Origin of the sequence: Synechococcus sp. PCC 7336 (assembly GCF_000332275.1) — a bacterium.
Lineage (GTDB): Bacteria > Cyanobacteriota > Cyanobacteriia > Thermostichales > PCC-7336 > PCC-7336.
The window spans coordinates 1,349,670-1,369,848 of record NZ_CM001776.1 but is presented as its reverse complement, the minus strand read 5'-3'; the positions used below and the strand labels follow the sequence as shown (position 1 = coordinate 1,369,848).

At 55.5% G+C, this 20,179-nt stretch carries 17 protein-coding genes; 8 read left to right on the top strand and 9 right to left on the bottom strand.

Annotation, left to right across the window (positions count from 1 at the left end):
• Positions 1-39: 39 nt before the first annotated feature.
• Positions 40-954 (bottom strand): MBL fold metallo-hydrolase, encoded by a 915-nt coding sequence (locus tag SYN7336_RS06670; protein WP_017325152.1) that lies wholly within the window; start codon positions 952-954, stop codon positions 40-42.
• A gap of 344 nt (positions 955-1,298) precedes the next feature.
• On the opposite strand from SYN7336_RS06670, the gene SYN7336_RS06665 reads away from it, so the two are divergent.
• From SYN7336_RS06665 to SYN7336_RS06650, 4 genes are all read left to right on the top strand, one after another.
• Complete coding sequence (locus SYN7336_RS06665) at positions 1,299-2,066, top strand: DUF2993 domain-containing protein (RefSeq protein WP_017325151.1); 768 nt, start codon at positions 1,299-1,301, stop codon at positions 2,064-2,066.
• A 190-nt stretch (positions 2,067-2,256) separates the two neighbouring features.
• Positions 2,257-3,168, top strand: coding sequence for an N-acetylmuramoyl-L-alanine amidase-like domain-containing protein (locus SYN7336_RS24795; protein ID WP_162139089.1), 912 nt, complete (start codon positions 2,257-2,259; stop codon positions 3,166-3,168).
• A gap of 48 nt (positions 3,169-3,216) precedes the next feature.
• A complete protein-coding gene (locus SYN7336_RS06655; protein WP_017325149.1) occupies positions 3,217-5,016 on the top strand; it encodes a hypothetical protein in 1,800 nt (599 codons plus the stop codon).
• Positions 5,017-5,123: 107 nt separating this feature from the next.
• A complete protein-coding gene (locus SYN7336_RS06650; protein WP_017325148.1) occupies positions 5,124-5,600 on the top strand; it encodes a superoxide dismutase family protein in 477 nt (158 codons plus the stop codon).
• Between the two features lie 79 nt (positions 5,601-5,679).
• On the opposite strand, the gene SYN7336_RS06645 is transcribed toward SYN7336_RS06650, so the two are convergent.
• Positions 5,680-7,101, bottom strand: coding sequence for a glycosyltransferase (locus SYN7336_RS06645; protein ID WP_162139088.1), 1,422 nt, complete (start codon positions 7,099-7,101; stop codon positions 5,680-5,682).
• Between the two features lie 210 nt (positions 7,102-7,311).
• Positions 7,312-7,968, bottom strand: coding sequence for a Crp/Fnr family transcriptional regulator (locus SYN7336_RS24790; RefSeq protein ID WP_051039773.1), 657 nt, complete (start codon positions 7,966-7,968; stop codon positions 7,312-7,314).
• Between the two features lie 441 nt (positions 7,969-8,409).
• On the opposite strand from SYN7336_RS24790, the gene SYN7336_RS06635 reads away from it, so the two are divergent.
• On the top strand, positions 8,410-8,778 hold the full coding sequence (locus SYN7336_RS06635) for a helix-turn-helix transcriptional regulator (protein WP_227498613.1): 369 nt from the start codon (positions 8,410-8,412) through the stop codon (positions 8,776-8,778).
• 23 nt (positions 8,779-8,801) lie between these two features.
• Here the strand turns inward: SYN7336_RS06635 and SYN7336_RS06630 are convergent, their stop codons facing one another.
• Both SYN7336_RS06630 and SYN7336_RS06625 read right to left on the bottom strand, forming a co-directional pair.
• Positions 8,802-9,071: a hypothetical protein gene (locus SYN7336_RS06630; RefSeq protein WP_017325144.1), complete on the bottom strand. Its 270-nt coding sequence runs from the start codon at positions 9,069-9,071 to the stop codon at positions 8,802-8,804.
• Positions 9,072-9,259: 188 nt separating this feature from the next.
• A complete protein-coding gene (locus tag SYN7336_RS06625) occupies positions 9,260-10,720 on the bottom strand; it encodes an aldehyde dehydrogenase family protein (RefSeq protein WP_017325143.1) in 1,461 nt (486 codons plus the stop codon).
• A gap of 230 nt (positions 10,721-10,950) precedes the next feature.
• Between SYN7336_RS06625 and SYN7336_RS24785 the strand changes: the two genes are divergently transcribed.
• Together SYN7336_RS24785 and SYN7336_RS24780 are read left to right on the top strand one after the other, a co-directional pair.
• The gene (locus tag SYN7336_RS24785; protein ID WP_017325142.1) at positions 10,951-11,856 is read left to right on the top strand and encodes an alpha/beta fold hydrolase; all 906 of its coding nucleotides are present in this window, start codon (positions 10,951-10,953) and stop codon (positions 11,854-11,856) included.
• 4 nt (positions 11,857-11,860) lie between these two features.
• Positions 11,861-12,121 carry a type II toxin-antitoxin system YhaV family toxin gene (locus tag SYN7336_RS24780; protein ID WP_071590753.1) on the top strand — a complete coding sequence of 87 codons (261 nt, stop codon included), beginning with the start codon at positions 11,861-11,863 and terminating at the stop codon, positions 12,119-12,121.
• Positions 12,122-12,423: 302 nt separating this feature from the next.
• Here the strand turns inward: SYN7336_RS24780 and SYN7336_RS06610 are convergent, their stop codons facing one another.
• Positions 12,424-14,349: a lipoxygenase family protein gene (locus tag SYN7336_RS06610; protein WP_017325140.1), complete on the bottom strand. Its 1,926-nt coding sequence runs from the start codon at positions 14,347-14,349 to the stop codon at positions 12,424-12,426.
• 255 nt (positions 14,350-14,604) lie between these two features.
• Positions 14,605-15,924 carry a GTPase family protein gene (locus SYN7336_RS06605; protein ID WP_083885883.1) on the bottom strand — a complete coding sequence of 440 codons (1,320 nt, stop codon included), beginning with the start codon at positions 15,922-15,924 and terminating at the stop codon, positions 14,605-14,607.
• Between the two features lie 369 nt (positions 15,925-16,293).
• Here SYN7336_RS06605 and SYN7336_RS06600 point away from each other — a divergent pair, with 369 nt between their 5' ends.
• Positions 16,294-17,343: a fatty acid desaturase gene (locus SYN7336_RS06600; protein ID WP_017325138.1), complete on the top strand. Its 1,050-nt coding sequence runs from the start codon at positions 16,294-16,296 to the stop codon at positions 17,341-17,343.
• A gap of 414 nt (positions 17,344-17,757) precedes the next feature.
• Here the strand turns inward: SYN7336_RS06600 and mnmE are convergent, their stop codons facing one another.
• Entirely contained in the window at positions 17,758-19,149 is a 1,392-nt protein-coding gene (gene mnmE / locus SYN7336_RS06595) for a tRNA uridine-5-carboxymethylaminomethyl(34) synthesis GTPase MnmE (protein ID WP_017325137.1), read from the bottom strand.
• A gap of 69 nt (positions 19,150-19,218) precedes the next feature.
• Positions 19,219-20,088, bottom strand: coding sequence for a universal stress protein (locus SYN7336_RS06590; protein ID WP_026100758.1), 870 nt, complete (start codon positions 20,086-20,088; stop codon positions 19,219-19,221).
• Between the last annotated feature and the right edge of the window lie 91 nt (positions 20,089-20,179).

Below are 20,179 nucleotides of genomic sequence, written 5' to 3'. Positions count from 1 at the left end.
CAGTGAAATAGCAACAGGAAGGACAAAGCGCTGCAGTCGCTACTGTGACAGATCGGTATACACAATCTGTTGAAACTGCTCGGGGGTGAGGAAGCCTTTCCCCCAATCGGCATCGAGATCGGCAGTGGGCTCCGAGGCCACAAACTCTTCCATCGTCAACCCCCCAGCGATCGCCCGCGCGGTGCGAGCGCGCACCACCATTAGCATGTCCCGATAGGCAGCTAACTCCGCTTTATTCGAGAGCGGTCCGTGCCCTGGAATAATTTGGGTATCGTCATCCACTTTCTCTAACAACAACTCGACCGCAGCGATTGTGCCGTCAATCGAGCCGCCACTTTCCACATCGATAAACGGATAGCGACCGTTGAAATAGACATCCCCCATATGCACCGCATCGGCATCGGGAAAATGCACAATCGCATCGCCATCGGTATGGGCAGTCTCGACGTGAAAGACCCGAACGGACTCGCCATTGAGGTGAAACGTAACGGTGTCATTAAACGTCACCACCGGCAATGCCACTTCGGGCGAGGCGGGAAAATTCAAGCCGAGGCTTTCCACCACCGCATCGACACTCATGCGCTCGCGCACGTTGTCGTGGGCCACAATCAGCGCCCCCGCTTCGCCCAGGGCTTCGTTGCCGCCCGTGTGATCGAAATGCCAGTGGGTGTTGATGACAAACCGAATCGGGAGATCGCTAATCTCGCCGATCGCGGCGATGACCTGCTCGGTTAGGGGGGCAATATCGTCGTCAATTAAAAAGACGCCATCCTCTCCGGCCAACACCGCCATGTTGCCTCCTCCCCCCTGCAACATGTAGAGGTTTTCATTCAGCGTTTGGGTTCGAATCCTAACGGGTTCTTCGCTCTCTTGCGCAACAGCGGCACTCAGCAACGCCCCACCAAAGGCCCCCAGCACTAGGCCAGCCAGCACCGTCTGTTTAATGTGGAACATGAGAGAACCTCCCGCTCGCGGTCACAGTAGAAATGAGTCGCCGAAATTGGCTGACCCTCGGCATTATATCCAACGACATTGTCATAACTGCGGCTTGCGTTTCTTCCGGGCTGGCTGGATAACGAAATGAACAGGCAAGATCGAACAAGATATCTTATTAAAGGTACTGCACCACCCCCATCGAGAGCCTTGACGGTATCGACCTCGCGTTTCGCAAGGAGCATCGCAGCGATCGCAATTATAGCTGGACACACATAATCACTAGGCTGTCAAACCAGAATTGAACTACTTAACATTTCGCAATAATGGTGTTAGCATGTGTAAAGTAATTGCAGCATCAGAACATGACAGCAGCTTTATTTGGCGGTCTGACATTCGATAAGCAGGGGGGCGATCGCTTCGTCAGTAAAGTGGTCGCAGCTGCGATCTCGACCCTATTTCAACGGACTGAGAAGCTAGAAGCTCAGGTGCGGGCAGAGCCCGTGGCAAAGCTCCTACAAGGCAGTGTCGATGGATTTGACTTTATCGGTCGCGGCTTGCGCATGTACAACGGCTTGCGCATCGAGGCAATGGAACTCTACCTACAATCGGTGGCGATCGATTTTGGGGCTATCTTCCAAGGCCGAGTAAAACTGAAGCAACCCACTCAGGCTGTCATGCGAGTGGTGCTGACGGCAGAGGATTTGACGAAGTCATTCAATACGCCCTTTGTCGTTGAGAAACTGCAGCGGTTGCAGATCGACGGTCAACAGCTATCCTTGCGCCAAACAGATGTGGAGATTACTCGCGATCGCGAACTGAAGCTAACCACTCAAGTCAAGCTGGGCGATGCTGCCGAGTGGCAGCCGCTGAGTTGGACAGCTCGCTTGCAGGTGGTGGAGCAGCACCGCATCGAATTTGTGGATGTTAAATACGAGGGAGCTGGCGAGCTGCTAGACCTTGGCCGCGCCCTCATAGAGCACGTCAACGAAATGCTCGATCTCGGCAACTTCGATCTAGATGGCACGAGTGTGTCGATCGATCGCCTGCGGATTCAGCAGGAGAAGCTGATTTTCTACGGCATTGCCAAGATTGCACATTTTCCCAGAAAGGCGGGTAAGACCCAGTCGTAAAAGTAGGCTTACAGACAATTCGCGCCAACAGCGACTGCGGCTGAGGTATTTTGGAGACAGTCCCTCCTGTCAGCAGGGCAGCGGGCTACTGAATTCATACAGGGATGTCGCTGAATATATGCTCGAAAAGCACCGATCGATGCCAGTGCGAGCTCCAAAGCGGGTTGAGAGGTTGACGCAGATTGAGAGATTGACTCCATTCGGGCTCTGTTTGCTGGGACTGACTGCTGCTTTTTTACAGGGCACTGCAGCGCGGGCCGAGTTAGCGACCCAACTGCCCGTTACCGTTCCTATTGCCCCACCGACACCTGCCGATCTCGCTACATTCGACCGAGTCGTGCAGCGAGCTACTGGCGATCGCCTCTCTCAGGTCTCCTTTGGGGAGATCGTGCAGGCGATCGCCACAGAATTTCTCGGTGCCCCCTATCGAGCGGGACTGTTAGACCGGTTCGGGCAGGAAACGCTGCTGACCTCGCTGCAAGAATTTGACTGCGTCCTCTTTGTGGAAACAGTGCTGGCGATCGCCCGTAACATTGCTCTGGAGGATACCTCCTTCGAGAGCTTTGCCGGACACATTCAGACCCAACGCTATCGCGACGGCAAAATAGACGGGTATTGCAGTCGGCTGCATTATTTTTCCGACTGGATGGCAGACAATCAAGAGCGCGGCAATCTGCGAGATCTCGCGCCAGAGTTGGGGGGGATGCCGCTGCAGAAATCCCTGACGTTTATGAGTCGCCATACCGAGTACTACCCTCAACTGGCCAACAGTGCTGCCAATATTCGATGTATTGCAGAGAGGGAAGCCGAGTTGCAGCATCTCTCCCTGGCCTACATTCCCTCCGATCGCATTCGAGAGTCGTATGCCCAGATTCAGCCTGGCGATATCTTTGCACTAGTCACCTCGCTGGAAGGTCTCGATGTCATTCATACAGGCTTGACCTACCGTACCGAGACCGGCATTGCGGCGATCCACGCTTCCCCCAGCGGAGAGGTCAAGATTTCTAGCGACTTGCAAGCCTATGTCCAACAGGCTGAAACGGCGATCGGTATCCTCCTGGCTCGCCCCAGCGATCCCCGACAGCCTACTGCTGTCCGTTGACCGGTCGCGCCATCCCCCTTCATTCGATCGCCTGCGAACCATCCCCGCGTGAATCCCAATCCCATCCTTCGCCTACGCCAGTTCCTCACCGTTCCCCAGCAGGGCGATCGCCGCAGTCTCAGCCGATGGTGGCTAGCTGCCAGTTGGCTGTTTTCCTTGACCTACAGTAGCCTTGCCCTCCAGCAAGCCTTTGCCGGAGACTACATCATCCAAGACGATGCCCGCCAGCACGTATTTTGGATGTACCGCTACCTCGATCCGAATCTATTTCCCCACGATTTAATTGCCGATTACTTTCAGTCGGTGGCTCCTGCGGGATACAAAGCGCTCTATGGGTTACTGGCCCAGGTCGGGATCGAGCCCGTGGTGGCGAGTAAGCTATTGCCGACCGTTTTGGGACTGCTGACCACTTATTTTTGCTTTCAACTTGCCTTCGAACTGTTGCCCGTCCCTTTCTCAGCCTTTCTTGCGTCTTTACTGCTCAATCAAAACCTCTGGGGACAGGATGGCTTGATCTCGGCTACGCCGAGGGCCTTTTTGTACCCGATTTTCTTAGCCTTTCTGTGGGCACTGCAGCGGCGATCGCCGCTGGGAGTCAGTTGCGCGATCGCCGCTCTGGGCACTTTTTATCCCTCTCTCGTGCTGGTCTGCGCCACGTTACTTGTTATCCGTGCCCTCAGCATGCGAGCCAAATTTCCCTATCTGGGTCTCCGGCAAGAGGCACTACCCGCCAGCCTCTCGGGACTGGCGATCGCCGCTGCAGTCATTTTCGCCTATGCCCTCGGCACCTCCACCTACGGTCCTGCCATCTCCGCCGAGCAAGCCCGCCTGCTGCCGGAGTTTGCCCCCAACGGTCGCACCAGCTTTTTCAGCAATGGGGATCTGTGGCAGTTTTGGCTGAATGGATCGCGCAGTGGCCTCAATATTGCAGCGGCACTGATTCCGCCGCTGGCCTATGGATCGCTGTTGTTGCCGGTACTGCTGAGAGTTCCGCGCCTGTTTGACTTAGGGAAGCAGGTGCGGGACAAAGTAGGGCTATTATGGCAACTCCTCGCGGCATCGGGGGTAATGTTTTTAACTGCTCACGCCCTCCTCTTCCGCTTGCATTTACCCAGCCGCTACACCGTTCATTCCCTCCGCATTGCTGCGGCCCTGGCAGCCGCTCTAGCGATCGCGCTACTCTTAGACACCACACTCAAAACCGCTGCCAGCGCCACCCGGCATCGGCGCTCCAAAGAATTGTTTGCTCTCTTGAGTGTCGGGCTGCTGGCGATCGCCACGATCGGCTACCCGGCCACCCAACACGAGTTTATCGAAACCGATTATGTCACGGGGACAAAACCCGCACTCTACCAGTTCTTTCGACAACAACCCGGCGATCGCCCCATCGCCTCCCTCTCCGCCGAAGCCAATAACTTGCCGACCTTTGCCCAACGCTCCATCCTCACCGGGGCCGAATACGCCATTCCCTTCCAGCAGGGCTACTACAGCCAAATTCGCCAGCGCACGCTCGACCTCTTCGCAGCCCAGTACACTTTGTCTCCCAACCGCGTCGTACAGTTCCTGAACGACTACAACGTGGGATTCTGGCTGCTCGATCGCAATGCTTTCACGACCTCGGCCATTACCGGCAGTGACTGGCTGAAACAATTTCAACCGATCGCAGCGGAGGCGATCGCCACCCTCGATGCAGGCGATCGTCCGGCGTTAATGGCCGCGATGGGCACTTGTAGCGTCTTTGAAAGCGAAGCCCAGATCGTGCTGTCTGCCGATTGTATAAAAACTGAATTGGCCCCAGGCGATTGGTGGTCAGTCGTCCGCGACAAAGTCTTAAGCCCAAACTCATAGATAACTGGTATTAGTAGTTCTACTGTGGTTTATTTGCTCTGGATATGCTGTTTATGAGAATGAAGACGGTCGCATTAGCAGTAGCACTGACAATTCTTTCCACCGAAATGGCTCGTGCCGAAGTTGTTGTCGAGTTGAATCAATTACTGAGTGACGGCACGATTGGACCATCCATCGGAACAGTCACGTTGAGCGATTCCGAGTACGGCCTGCTCGTCAGTCCCAACTTGGAACAGTTAGAGCCCGGACTGCACGGCTTTCACATCCACGCAAACCCTACCTGCGAGGCTGCCACGAATAGTGAGGGCAAACTGGTCCCCGGTTTGATGGCAGGGGGACATTTCGACCCCGAAGAGACTGGCACCCATCTGGGACCTTATGCCGAGGGCGGTCATTTAGGCGATCTGCCGGTCCTCTACGTTGACTCTGAAGGGGTTGCTGCCGTTCCCTCTCTAGCGCCTAAAGTGACCGAAAGCGACCTGGCGGGAAGAGCCTTAATCGTTCATGCTGGCGCCGATAATTATTCCGATATCCCCAGCAAATTAGGCGGTGGTGGAGCTCGCTTCGCCTGCGGAGTATTCTAAGATCTCTCAGATTTTCAACCTAGCTCGGGAGGTGCTGCAGATCGTCGGCTGCACCCTCTCAGGCTTCGTTGAGACAAACTCACGATCGCCGCGAGGCCGATTGCAGCGATCGTCCCCGCCAGGTCCATCCCCTACCCGTGCTGGTGCGATAGGCGGAGGACACCAGAATGGCGATCGCGATCGCCCCCCCCAACCCCGAAAGCCACCAATAGTTCGGAGGTAAGCCTCCCCAGCGCCAGAGCAATCCCCTCGGAATCGATTGGCAGAGGAGTCCAATACAGCCCAACCCCAGCCAAAGGAGGCGGCCGGTAGCCAAACCAGCTACTAGGGCCACCCAGGGGAGAAGGTAAATCACGACTAAGGCGGCGATTAAAACCAGCCACAGCCTCCACTTGCGCTCCAGCCCTTCAAACAGATTTTTGCTCCAGCCTTCCCACAAACTGGCGGTATCTCGATACATGCGGGACTGCACTAGGCCGCCGCTAAAGCTGTAATACAGTCCGAGTTTTCGGCGTTTTGCCAACTTGGCCAATTCCACATCTTCGACAACGCGATCGCCTACTGCTGCATGGCCCCCAATTGCCCGATAGGCCGACTGGCGAAACAGCATAAACGGTCCTGCCCCAAAGGCTTCCTCCGAAGCAGGGTCGTTGACGGCTATATAGTCAAACCCCGCCCCCAGAACCGCCATCATCACCGGCTGCACCAGCCATTCCGCCCAGCAGCCACAGACAATCTCGGGGCCAACGCTCAACAACCCCACCTCTTGCTGGCGGGCTCGGTCCACTGCTGCTTCAATTGCCCCCGGCTGCAACCGCACGTCGCAATCGACGAAGAGCAGATAGTCAGCCTCAATCTGGCGGGCAGCCCAATCGCAAGCCCAATTTTTGCCCACCCAAGCCTCTGCTTCCGGCCTGGGAGGCGTGCTGAGGATGTGGAGGCGATCGTCCTGTCGCTGCGCTGCAAAAGCTCGGGCTAATTGTAGAGTGGTGTCGGTGGAACCATCGTCAGCCAAATAGAGCTGCAGGGGGCGATCGGTGCTGTCGAGAATGTGGGAGAGGCAACCGACGACGTTGTCTACTTCGTTGTAGGCTGGCACGATAGTGGCAAGGCTGGGCCAGTCCATATCGTCTTGGGGAGCTTCTAGTTGAGGGGCAGCGGTGAGGGCGAGATAGAGTTTGCGACCCAATCCCAGAATGGTGGCAATCGAGCAGGCAAAGAGGGTGGAAATGACAGTATCGATGGGATGGCTGAAAAGACTGGAGAGCATAGTAGCAGAATGGCGATCGCGACCCATCAATTCTGCCCTAGGCGATCCTGCAATGCGCTGCTCGACGCGATCGCTGGGGGCTAATAACATAATGGGCAATGTGGGCATTGCCGATGCTAGATGTCGGCAGACATGAATGCCCTCCACTTGGGGCAACTGCCATTCCACAATGGCTAAACTGGGATTCAAGATGGCAATTCGTGCCCAATCTCGAAAAAAATTAGTCGTCATGAGGGTGGAGTACTCCGACTGGGCTAACCAGTCGGGGGGAGTGTCTCTATTCCCGATAAAAGCGATCAAATGCTGCTGGATTTCGGAAGATCGATAGGATTGTCGATTGCTAGCGACAGGCAAAGATCGAACAGCGTGCATAAATTTCATCCCAAATTCAGCGGACAGTCAACAGCCGCAATAGATCTTTCCGACGGAAAAAAGTTAGCCTTAACGTGCAGCTTCCATGTCTGTGAATCGATGATTTGAATCACGATTCACAGTCAATAACTTAATTTTTCGCCGCTGGCGGGCAATCAACCCTTCACCTTCCAAAATAGATAGTGTCCGATAAAACACCTCTGGCGCCAGCCCGAGCTCATTTGCAACATCTTTCAGCGGGCGATCGAATTCAATTAATCGATGACCTGGTTGTGTGACAAATTGTAGATATCTCAAAATGCGACCGCGTGCAGACCGAATGCCCCGCAATTCCAGACCATTTTTGAGGCTGTCGATCGTTTGGGCGAGCTGTTGGGCAAACACAAATGTCAGTTCGGGCAAGTCATTCAAAGCTTGAGCAAACTCTTGCTTGGGATAGGCGAGTACCGTTGCATCGACTTCGCAAATGGCAGAACAGGTATAGCGCTCGCTAAAGGGGGCGATCGCTGCCACCATTCCTCCCGCTCTTGCCACCTGCAGAGTTATCGCTACCCCTTCATGGGTATATCGAACCACTCGCAATCGTCCTATTTCAACAACATAGAGAGCGGTGGAAATATCCCCTTGATGAAACAGAAACTCGTCAGCAGCTAAGTTTTTAACTTTGACAGTTTTCTGTAGAGAAGTCGGTAAGTCTGAAGACCTCAAATATTGAGATAACGTCATACTCAATGCCTATAAATGCAACGATGACCTCCCTAGAGAGGCACATTACTCATTAAAGGTGGGCTGCCTGAGAGCAGTCTTGATGGGGTAGGGTGCCGCTATAAAGAAACCAAGAGCTAGAGCTCAGGACACATTCGCAAGATTCTCAGTTTTCGTCGATGGAGATTACTATGGGTAAAAAGTTTCGATCGAAATGTTCGAGATCGAGTCAAGTTTTCTTGTCCTAATGGACTAAGTGCATAACTAGCTAATTTGTAAAGGGTTTTTCGTAAATAAATATGAAGTATTCTGTGCGATCGCCAAATGGTATTTATGTCGAGAATGCAGCGGGATTCGAGCAGTAAGAATCAATCGCGATCGCCCCCGATATCGGCGGAGATTCGGTCTATTCCCCACCGCCGAAGCAATGGAGATCGAATATAATCGAGCGGCCGTATCGAGATGGTTACCTCAAACATGGCAGCTCGTTCGCAGTCCAAAGCACCCACTGCAGTCTCGCCGATCGCCTCCACTGAAGCCACTCTTGCAGGCTTTCGCGCTCTGTCCGATCCTTTACGGCTGCAAGTGCTCGAAGCCTTACGCACCGAAGAATTGTGTGTCTGCGATCTGTGCAGTCGGCTGGACGTACCTCAGTCGAAGCTTTCCTTTCATCTCAAAGTGCTTAAAGAGGCAGGACTCTTGCAAGCCAGACAGGAGGGTCGCTGGATGTATTACCGCCTCAACCTATCAACTCTGATCGAGTTAGAAAGATATCTATCTGAATATCGTCGCTTCAGCCCCATCCTGCCCGCGCGACCCTGTCAAGACTAGGAGTTCTGCAGAAGAACCTTGCACTAGCCCCCACTCGCTACGCTGCGACGCAGGATAGGGCGTTCGGTAGATCGGTTGACAGGAGTGGCAGCACTGCTGCGGTAGCGGCCCCAGTGCTTGTTGACGCCGTATCGACTGGGGGGAACGCAGTCTGTATCAGAAACCTCCTCTGTATAGACGGGCCGATCGCCGTCGACAGAGAACTCGTATTTCAGTTGGCAGATACGCTTGTCCCAATGTTCGAAATTGAGCTGTTCCAGCAGATCCAGCGATCGCGAATACCGATAATCCATCGTTTCTCTCAACACAGTTACCGGCTTGCATTCAACACTACAGTTTGCAACGCTGCCAGCGCTCCGCAACAGTTCTTAGTCAAATTCGTCTCTCCTTTCAGTTTCCCATCGAGGGCGATCGCCTCTCCCGTTCTGCCGAGGGGGCTTGACTGGCATAAAACCAGCACGTGGAGAGGGGAAGCTCTCTCTTACAACTCGAACACAATCAGCTTGATTTCCGTCATTTCTTCAATCGCATAGCGCGGACCTTCGCGACCGGAGCCCGACTTGCCGCGACCGCCATAGGGCATGTGATCCACCCGCCAAGTGGGACTGTTGTTAATCAGGACAGTACCGGGCGTGAGTTCGCGACCGGCTTTGAGGGCTAACCGATAATCGTTGGTGAACACGCCCGCATTCAAGCCGGAGTAGGGGCTATTGTTGGCCAGCGCGATCGCCTCGTCAAAGCTGTCGTAAGGCTGCAAGGCAACTACCGGGCCGAACACCTCGCTACAGGCGATCGTCGTATCGGCAGGTAGGTTCTCTAACACCGTCGGTAGATAGCAACTGGGGAAATCGGCATGGGGTTTACCCCCAATCGGGACCGTGGCACCCGCAGCCCGAGCCTCGCTCACCCATTGGTGGACGCGATCGCGTTCGGCAGCTCCGACCATCGGCCCCACAAACGTGCGATCGTTCAGCGGGTCTCCTACCACGAGAGCGGCCACTTTATCGATAAACCGCCGCTTAAACTTCTCGTAGATAGAGGCGTGAATCAAAATTCGCTGGGTGTGAATGCACACCTGTCCGGCAAAGGCAAAACCGCCAAAGACGCAGCGATCGACTGCCAGAGTTAAATCGGCATCGCTATGCACGATCGCCGGACTCATGGAGCCCAACTCCAACATCACCTTTTTCTCTTTCGCCAGCGATCGCAGGTGCCAGCCCACATCCGCACTGCCCGTAAACGTCAGCACTTGGATGCGGGGGTCGGTGGCCAAGCGCTCTGCCACAGCACCGCCACAGGGCACCACATTGAGGCAGCCATCGGGGAGCCCCGCCTCCGCCAAAATATCTGCCAGTAATAGTGCCGCTGAAGGCCCGTCGCTGGGGGGTTTGAGCACAACGGTATTGCCGGCAGCAAGTGCGGGAGCCACCTTGTGCGCCACGAGATTGAGGGGGAAATTAAAGGGGGTAATGCCCCCCACCACCCCCAGCGGTTGGTGCAGGGTGACGGCAAACTTGCCTTCGCCATTGGGGACGATATCCATCGGAATTTGTTCGCCCCGCAATTCCAGACAAATGTGGGCGGCTTCTTTAAAGGTCTTAACCGCACGACTCGCTTCGCCGCGAGCCGTCACAATCGGTTTGCCCACCTCTTCAGCAATGGTGCGGGCCAACAGCTCTTGCCGCGCTTCGATTAGCTGGGCGGCGCGGCTGAGAATGTCGGCGCGCTTGTGGGCGGGAGTGGCCTTCCAAGTCTCGACAAACGTTTGATGGGCCACGGCAATCGCCTCGTCCAGCAAAGCCCCATCGCCAAAATGCACCCGAGCGACTAGCGAGCCGTCAAACGGATTGGTCACCTCTCGAATTTCGACACCCGCACGCTTCCGACCGCCGATCCACAGCAGCCTTTCCTGCACTTGAGTGTGTGGCGTCACCACTTGCATGGCCCTATCCTCAAACGCTCTAACCTATCCTCACCGTAGCCAACCCCTCTGGCGATCGCCTCTAGGCCGATGGGAATCTTTACGGTCAAGTCGGCAAACTTGCCATCGCAGCCGCTATGCTTGCAACCTCGTCCGCATACTGTTCAATCCCGCAGGTCATTTCTCTGCTATTTGCAGTTGGCTAGAACAACATTGAGTGGAGTCTCGACCCAAATGGGAGGTATAGTGCGATGAAAAAGTTAGCATTCCCCCTGGTTCTACTTTTGGCGGCGGCTTGCAGCCCCCCTCAAACTGCGAGTGAAATTCCCGAACTGGCTGAAGAACGGGTTTCCTCTGTCAGGCAAGGAACGGTCGCAGCCCCCGATGGGGTCTCTATTGCCTACGACGTTCGGGGTAGTGGCGACACTGCCTTGGTGTTCGTTCACTGCTGGTCCTGCGATCGCTCTTACTGGAGCGAGCAACTGGATACCTTTGCCGATCGCTATCGGGTTGTTGCCCTCGATCTGGGCGGACACGGTGTCTCGGGGAGCGATCGGGAGGAATGGTCCATAGCGGGTCTTGCTGGCGATGTAGAAGCGGTTGTGGAAGAACTCGATCTAGAGCGAGCCATCCTCATCGGTCATTCAATGGGGGGCCCAGTTTCGCTAGAGGCCGCACGCAGGATGCCAGAGGCGGTCATTGGCGTAGCCTGTGTCGATACACTGCACAACGCAGAATTTGCCTGGGACCCAGTTTTTGCCGAGCAGGTCGCCGATCGATTAGCAGATGACTTTATCGGAGCCAGGACCGAACTACTAGGGCAAATGTTTCTGGCCGATGGCAGCTCTGAAGGCGTGTTGGAGTGGGTTGCCGAGCGAGGCCGTTCGGCCAATCCAACAGCGGCGATCGCGCTCTTGCGCGATTTCCCTAACTTCGATCTACAGGCTGTCCTGTCTGAAGTAGAGGTGCCGATTCGCTGTGTCAACGCTGCACCACTGCCCCCCTTAATGCCCGAAACGGCGATCGAGATCAATCAAAAATACAGTGACTTCGATGCCGTCATCATGGAAGGGGTCGGACACTTTTTACTACTCGAACAACCTGAAGCATTCAATGCAAAATTGGATGAGGTTTTGGCAGAGTTAAGCGCTGGTTGATGTCATGGCACTGGCTCATCCCTTTTGTCACAAGCGTTTGAGGAAATTTGGTCGCGTCGAGAAGATGGGTATTCCCAATCGCTATCGCCTGTTCTTTCGGGCTTTTGCCGTTCCAGAGCAGAAGTCTATCTTCATCCTCTGGTTGGGCTATCCTCGCAAAGAGGGGGATAAAAACGACTGTTACAAAGCTTTTCGGAGAATGGTAGAGCGTGGGGATTTTCCTGAATCTCTCGATGAACTGTTGCTAGAGAGCGAACGAGACTGATGCCGAGCATGGCCTAAACTGAGTTCGATGACTCTGCATGGCCCTCACCCCCGGCCCCTCTCCCAAGTTTGGGCGAGGGGAGCAACAGCCTCAAACCCGCAATCTACCGTTCTGTTCCCCTTCCCCCAAAATTACGGCTGACGCCACGCTTCGCGAGGGGGGAAGGGGCTAGGGGATGGGGGCCAGACGCCTGTCGAACTGACGTGGCCTAAAAGAAGCGTAAGGCCAAATCGGAGTATCGCGCCCAAAGGCTAAATCAGCAGATTTGGCCCTGTATGGAATTGGCGATCGCCTTTCAGGCATTAGATATTAATGCTTTGGGGAATATTTGTGGGTTTGAGATAGTCGTAGTCGGGTCGGTTGAGATTGCGGCGATCGATTTCTTCGCCAATTCCCTTCAACTGGTCTTGAAAGACTTTGAGAGGAGCCTCTACCTGCGGATCGTCGAAATGGTCTGGCTTATAGTCCCCGAGTTTCGAGTAATAGACCGACCCCAGCAAATAGAGCAAATTGAGCCCTGACTGCGCCTGGTCGAGGGGTGGCAGGAGCTGGAAATAATCTGCTTCGGTCATATCCTTATCGATCTTGCGACCCGGTAAATAGCCCGCCGTCGGCATTGCGGGCGCGTAGCTCATAATGCCCTTTTGCGGAAAGTTAACCGCTGCATGTTGGGCACTGCCGGTAAAGATAATCAGCGTAACCGCATCGACCAGATACTCTAAGGTATCGATCGCCCCTCGTCCGTCACTGCCAAAATCCGTCAGACGCCCGCCCTCAAAGGCCACGATTTCTTTAGCCCAGTTTTGCAAGTGGGCATCCTCCGTTACTTTTTTCAACCCACCATCCGCTGTGTCGCTATCGGTGTAGTACAGAGCCAGATAGGCACCCGCCCACTCGTGAATGGCGTCCCACACCAGCAGGGCATCGTCTCGGTAGGGGTAAACGGGCAAGGCTTGCCGATCGTCCACGCCGCGATCTTGCAAGCGTTTGTACAGCATCTCGGCATTAAAGCCCCGCATCTGCAATCCTTTCACTGCCAGGGTGCGGGATTGTTCGATGGTGCAAGACAACAAAGCGTTGACCCCGCCTTGGGGGGCGACTAGGAAGGCTTGGGCTGCATTGTTAATGGCGAGGGTGCCTTGAAAGTGAGGCACTAAAAGTTTGAACAGGGGATGGGTGGCGGGCAGTTGCCGGTGGGTCGCCATCACAAACGGCTCGACCAGCAGGTGGGTGCGGGCTAGATGAGAGATGGCTTCGTGATAGTTGGCGTCGGCGATCTGGACGGTCGTTTTTGCAGCCAGCCAAGCATATTTGCCTGTGGCGGCGGTAATGTAATCTTCTGCGGCCTGACTGCCCGTTTGAATGGCCACGGGCTTCAGCAGTCGGTGAGGACCGTCGCCAGCGGGAACCGCAAACATCGCTAGCGGAGGATAGATATATTTTTGCTCCTCTGGTTCGGGGCCGAAGCTGCCTTCCAAAGCCCCCGCCAAGATCGAGTAATCGGCGAGATAGACCCGCCCCTCGGCGATCGCCTGCTCTAACGAATCGGCCTCATCCCCCATCGCCTGCTTGTAGTCGGCCTCAGTAACAGGCAAGCGCGGATCGGGAGCAGTCATGCGAGCGATAACCAAAGGATTGGCCCCGGCCACCCGCAGGTAGGCAAACATCTCGTCTGCTTGAAAGGTATTGGCAATTTCAGGCAGATCGACGTAGGCAAATAACTTGCGAAATTGCTCTAGGCTGGAAGCATGGCCGGCATCAGTTTGGAGATCGACGGTCTTCAGAACATTATCAGCAAATGGCGAGAGAAAATCGTCGCCGAGGGCTTGGATAGCGGGAGAGTTAATGAACGATTCCACTTCTTCTTCACTCGTGGGAAAGCCTCGGAACAGCAATTGGGGAACGATCGTTAACACTGCTCCGTACAACTTGAGTCGGCCCCTGCGCCCCAAGTCGGCCAGCGTTTTGCGGAAGGCGGTTCTCAACACTCGCTTAACATCGTCTTTAACCCCGGGCTTGCCGCGATCGCCGTAATTGGCAATGAGGGTGTTGATGACTAACCTAAGAGCGTTTCTTGCTGTCAAGACCACCCAATCGCTAGCAAAACCTTCACCGTCAGGCAGGGTATCTGCCATCGCGATGGGTTCGATGTACGTGTAGTTGTAGGTATACGCTTTCTGTGCGCCCTCAAGCGATGGGGACTGCTGCAAACTGTTCGTATCGTTCATGAACCGAGCCTCTAGAAAGGTTGATAGAACTGGTTAGCGAGCGCCGCCGGTCTCGAAAGTCTTCGCGTAGCGGAGTTGCCAGCACAAGCAACTTTGGCGATCGTCGCATACCGATGTAAATGGGCACTGAAGAGGCGCTGAGCCGCGTTATAGGCTTAATGCCAATGGTATATATGTGCTTATGTATGTCTGTGCCTATGTATGCGCATTCTCTTAAGACTTTAGACAAATCCGCCAAACTCGCAAACCCTTGTCCTAATCGCCATCCACTGGCGAGCGGGGGGGGCGTCCGGGCTGTGGGGATTTAAACCGTTGTTTGGCTGCGGTAAAGGCTTCGTTCGCGATCCGTTGAATGCGAGCGGGGTCGGGGGTTTTGCCCCCCATCAGATCGCCGAAATAGACGCAGGCCCCTTCCCCTAACGCCCAAGTATAGGCGGCAGCCCACCAAGCGGCGATCGCACTGCCAAAACCGGGAATAAATTTGAGCAATTCTCGCCCTACCGTGCGGGCCACAAAGCCCCCGGCGATCGTACTGACCAGGCCCCCCACCTGCGCGGGCGTCAGGGTTTGACCGTATAGCTTGCCCAATAACCCCACCATCGAGATTTGGAGTGCGGTGAGGGCGGGCATCGTGGCAAAGGGGAGGGGAACGGCAGAGACCGCCGCCGCCATAATCGAAAATGCCAGCAGATATCGTCGTGCCGTCTCGCGGTAGAGGCTGCCCAGCTTGCGACTGGCGTCCTGAGTTGAATCCAATAGCTGGGCAATGGCTCGGGCTTCGGCTTCGGGCAGCATTTCTGCCAAGCTGTCGCGTAGAGCCTCAAGTCCGTAGAACGTAGGCTCGTAGCCGTCTTCTTCGAGCGTAAAGTCAATCGGTAGAGCGCGATCGTAAAGCCCCGCAAACGATGTCCGTACGGCCTCGTAGGCTCGGCTTACATCTGGGTCATCGGGCGGATAGGGGGGATGGTTATCAGTCTGGGAGGGATAGACCTCGTGCAGGCAGGTAACCGCAAGCAGGCAGGGAATGTCTGGATATTCCTGCCGCAGTTGTCGGGCGATGGCACGGAGGGTGTCGGTGGCAAAGTCGTTCAGTTTGACTGTCAGAATGACGATCTTGGCACCGGGACTATCCCGGCCTAGCTCCTGCAGTAGTTCGCCTACGAGCACTCGATCGTCTCGCTCGGCATCCCCCAAGCCCACAGTGTCGGTAAAGAGCAATAGGGGTAGGTCGCCAGAGGGATAGGCATAGCGCTCGGTGTGCTGCGTGTAGGGCCGAAACCCGCGACCGACAATCTCGGCGGACACCCCTGTCAAACCGCGCACGATCGAACTTTTGCCCGCTTGGGGCTTGCCAATCAGCAGAGCTGAAGTGGTGGGCAGTTCCGCCCGGACGCGCTCGATAATCTCAGCCATGCGAGCATCGCTCACCCCCAACCACTGGCTGAATAAACTGCCCCACCCCGCTTGTGGCCAGCCGATAGCAAAATTATCTCGATCGCCGTCGCCATTCGGTTGAGGGCGATCGGGATCTGGCCCGCCAGTTGGCGGCGGGGATATTTCAGGGCGATCGCCCATCAGTTCACTCCCAATCCACAACACAGACTCTTGGAGACTGACCTCATCGGCTCTAGCCTCCAATCCCCTCTAGCATGTCTCAGCCAAGATGGCTGCGGCAATTCGATCGCCTCCACCTCGACCCAGCCGAGCCTCGCGGTATCGATCGCGAAACAAACTAACTTAATATAGAAATGTAAAGGCTTTTCAATGGATCTCAGGTTCGGTCGCAGCGATAAAATACTTGAGATTTAAGAGACCTTAACAGCTCTTGCACGATCCCCCATGTTCGAGACTGCACTGTCGGCGATCGCTCGGCCTAGTGAAGTGTGGCGAGCGGTCTAGGGAGTGGTCGTGTCAGCCGTTTTTTATGGAGAATCCAGATCGTCCATGACTGCCACAATCTATCCCCCTGCCGCCGAACCACCGTCGCATACCCTCACACCCGAGACGAAGCTTACAGACATCATCAAAACGCTCCCCAAGGAAGTCTTTGTCAAGCATCCGCTCAAAGCGTGGCGCTCGGTAGCGATTAGTATTGTGGCTGCTGCTCTCGGCTATGGGGCGATCGCCTTTGCGCCTTGGTATCTGCTGCCCTTTGCCTGGTTTTTCAGCGGCACTGCGCTAACAGGATTTTTTGTGATCGCTCACGACTGCGCCCATCGCTCCTTTGCCAAGCAAACCTGGTTGAACGATCTCGTCGGTCACTTGGCGATGCTGCCCCTGCTATATCCCTTTCACGGCTGGCGCATTCAGCACGATGTCCACCACTTACACACCAACAAGTTGAATGTGGATAATGCTTGGCACCCTTGGACTGAGGAAGGTTTCAAAGCCGAATCTCCGGCTATGCAGAGATTATACAAAGCGCTGCGGGGCGGGTTTTGGTGGCTGGCATCCATTTTCCACTGGGCATTGCACCACTTCAATCCCGCCACTGAGAATGTGACCGCTCGCGAGCGGGGCAAGTTTACCTTTTCGGCGGCATTCGCGCTCGTGGGTGGGGCAATGATGCTATCTGCCCTGGTGTACTTCACCGGTTGGTGGGGATTGGTCAAGTTTTGGCTGATGCCCTGGCTGGGCTATCACTTCTGGATGAGCACATTCACGCTCGTGCATCACACTTATCCTGGCGTGCAGTTCAAGCTAGCTGAAGAATGGAATGCAGCCGAGGCACAGTTGGCGGGGACAGTTCACTGCGACTATCCCAAGTGGGTGGAACTGCTTTGCCACGACATTAATGTCCACATCCCCCATCACATTTCGACGGCCATTCCCTCCTACAATCTGCGCGCCGCCCACGCCAGCTTGAAGGAGAACTGGGGAGAATCCACAATCGAGTGCAAATTTAATTGGGAGTTGATGAAGCAGGTGGTGGGCCAGTGCCATATCTTCCACCCCCAGCAGGCCTATCAATCTTTTACTGAAATTAAAAAATAAGCTCCGAGGACGAATTCACACAACTTTTGCTGGCAAACAAGTTCCCCGTAACTCCCTTAAACCCCGTCTAAGTAGAAACCTGTAGTTTTGAGAATGTGTCTATTAGACCCGCCTGCGATGGCAGTAGCGGCGATCGCCGCGCGGCAGAAACCTGTAGTTTTGAGAATGTGTCTATTAGACCCTCTCACTGGCACTGTGGTTCGCTACATTAGCCCCCTAAATCCCCCATTCTGGGGGACTTGAGTACAGTTCCAGCTAAGGGTTGGGAGGCGGGGAAGGCGATGGAGATCGTGATGATTAAAGTTGTAGAACGAAGCCAATAGCCTCTCGGAAGTCCCCCACTGGTGGGGGATTTAGGGGGCCGAGTGCAATGTCTGAAAACTCCAGATCTCAATATGGATTGGGTTGAGATGTTTATTTGCCGATACAAAATTGGCTGAAAATGCGATCGAGCATCGATTCGGTGACCGTTTCGCCCGTGATTTCCCCCAACGCTCGGACGGCATCTCGCAAATCGATCGTCCAAAAATCCAAGGGCAATGCATCGGAGAGGGTCTGAATCACCTGTCGCAACGAAGCTTGCGCCCGCAAGAGGGCGGCTTTTTGGCGATCGTTGATGGCTACATCCAAATTGCTGGCGGTCACCTTGCCTTGGGTGGCGATATGGATAACAGCACGTTCGAGGGCACGGATGCTTTGGGCGGCGGGCTCGGAGGCTTGCAATTGAGTGGAAATAACCGGACAGGTGGCGATCGCCTCCGGCAGCTCGACACTCTCGGACGGGGCTAAATCCGTTTTGTTGATCGCAATCAGGAGCGGACGGCCTGCCACAGTTGCGTAAATCGCCTCATCGCCAGCAGTCCACCCCAACGGCGCAGCAACCACGAGGATGACGAGATCGGCAGATTGGGCCACCTGGCGCGATCGCTCGATACCCAAACTCTCCACCCGATCGCCCGTCTCCCGAATTCCCGCCGTATCCAGCACCTGTACCGGCATCCCCTCCACCACCAACTGCGATTCCACCACATCCCGCGTCGTTCCCGGCAGGTCCGTCACAATGGCGCGATCGATCCCACTCCAAGCATTCAACAAACTGGACTTACCCACATTCGGCTGACCCACGATCGCCACCTTCAACCCCCGCCGCAACAACTCCCCCCGCTCGGCAGTGGCCAAAATCGCTGCGACGCGATCGCAAATTTCCTCCAACGTTTTCTGCACCTCTGACTCGTCCAGCGGCCCCAAATCGTCTTCAAAATCAATCTGGGCTTCCACCGTCGCCAGCACATCGAGGCAGCGCGATCGCAACTCCCGAATCGGTTGGGCCAACTTGCCCCGCACCCCCGCCAAGGCCAACTGGGCCGCCTGCTCCGACTGCGAACCCACCAACTGCGAAATACTCTCCGCTTGAGTTAAGTCAATCCGCCCATTCAAAAAGGCCCGCAATGTAAATTCTCCGGGCTCTGCCAGCCGTGCCCCCTGCTGCAAACAAGCCTGCAGTGCAGCCTGCACCACCATAATGCCGCCGTGACAGTGAAACTCCACCACATCCTCGCGAGTGTAGGAACGGGGGGCTTGCATCCACAGCAACAGAGCTTCGTCAATTTCGTTCCCCGCAGCATCCCGCAAGCTGCCGTACAGAATGCGATGACTGTCCCAAGCGGGCTTGCCCGCTGGATGGAAGAGCACTTTAGCAAGATCGAGGGCTTCGGGACCGGAGACGCGCACGATGCCGACGCTGCCTCGGGCGGGAACGGCGGCGGTGGCGATGGCGGCGATTGTATCGGAGGGATTGGCAGACACGAACTATCGCTAGAGCAGACTGGATCTACTCTAGCGACTTGGCTCCTCGGGGCTCGTCAACCGAGACCTCTATTCCTGCGGGCGAGCCATCAAAACGGGGCACTGGGCGTGAACGCGCACGTAGTCAGACACAGAATTCCCCAATAGACGCTCTAGATCGGGCAGGGTTTTGGCAATACTCGGACGGCGATCGGGAGAGCCCATCACCAATAGGTCGGCCCCCTTCTCGCCCGAAAGCAGTGTAATTTCGCGACCCGGATCGCCAACGGCGTAAAACGATCGGTAGGGAACACCTTTGTTCTTTAGCGTGGAGATTGCAGTTGCTAGCACCTCGTCTTCTTTCTCGGGATTGTCTGGAACTTTCTGATAGCTGGCCGAGGCGCGATCTGAAAGCACCCGGATCAGTAACAGTTCGCGGCCGACTGCATCCGCGATCATATCCATGCCAATTTTGAGGGCTTGCTGGGCGGCTTGGGACCCATCGAGTGCCACCATGACGCGGTTGATATTGGGGGAGGGCATCAGACCTTCCCGCACAATCAATAGCGGGCGAGTAGACAGTTGGAACACGTATTGGCTGACCGAGTTTTTAAAGATGGCCACCAGCCGGTTCATACTGCGCCCCCCCATAATCGTCAGGGACGCATCGATTTCGTCAGCAACCTTCAATAGGACGGTTTTGGGATCTCCTTCTTCGAGGCGATCGCTCACAGTCACATTCTCAAAACCCTCTAGTTCTGCTTTGGCGCGATCGAGATAGGCACGGCCATCGGCTTCTTTGCTGCCACTGAGCCGCTCTGTTACTTGAGTTTTGGGGACGACGTGCAACAGGGTGACAGCTGTTTGACCGTAGCGGGGTAGCCCTAAGAGCGCTTTGGTTTCTCTAACGGATGCCCCCGAGGCGTCCACGGCCACCAAAATGCGATTGAAAAGCTGCATGAATTCAGTCCTCCAGATACGTTCGAGCTCGCTCGCTGAGGGCGGGATGCGCTGGTTAGCTAAACCCACGATGGGGCGATCGCTCGAACCC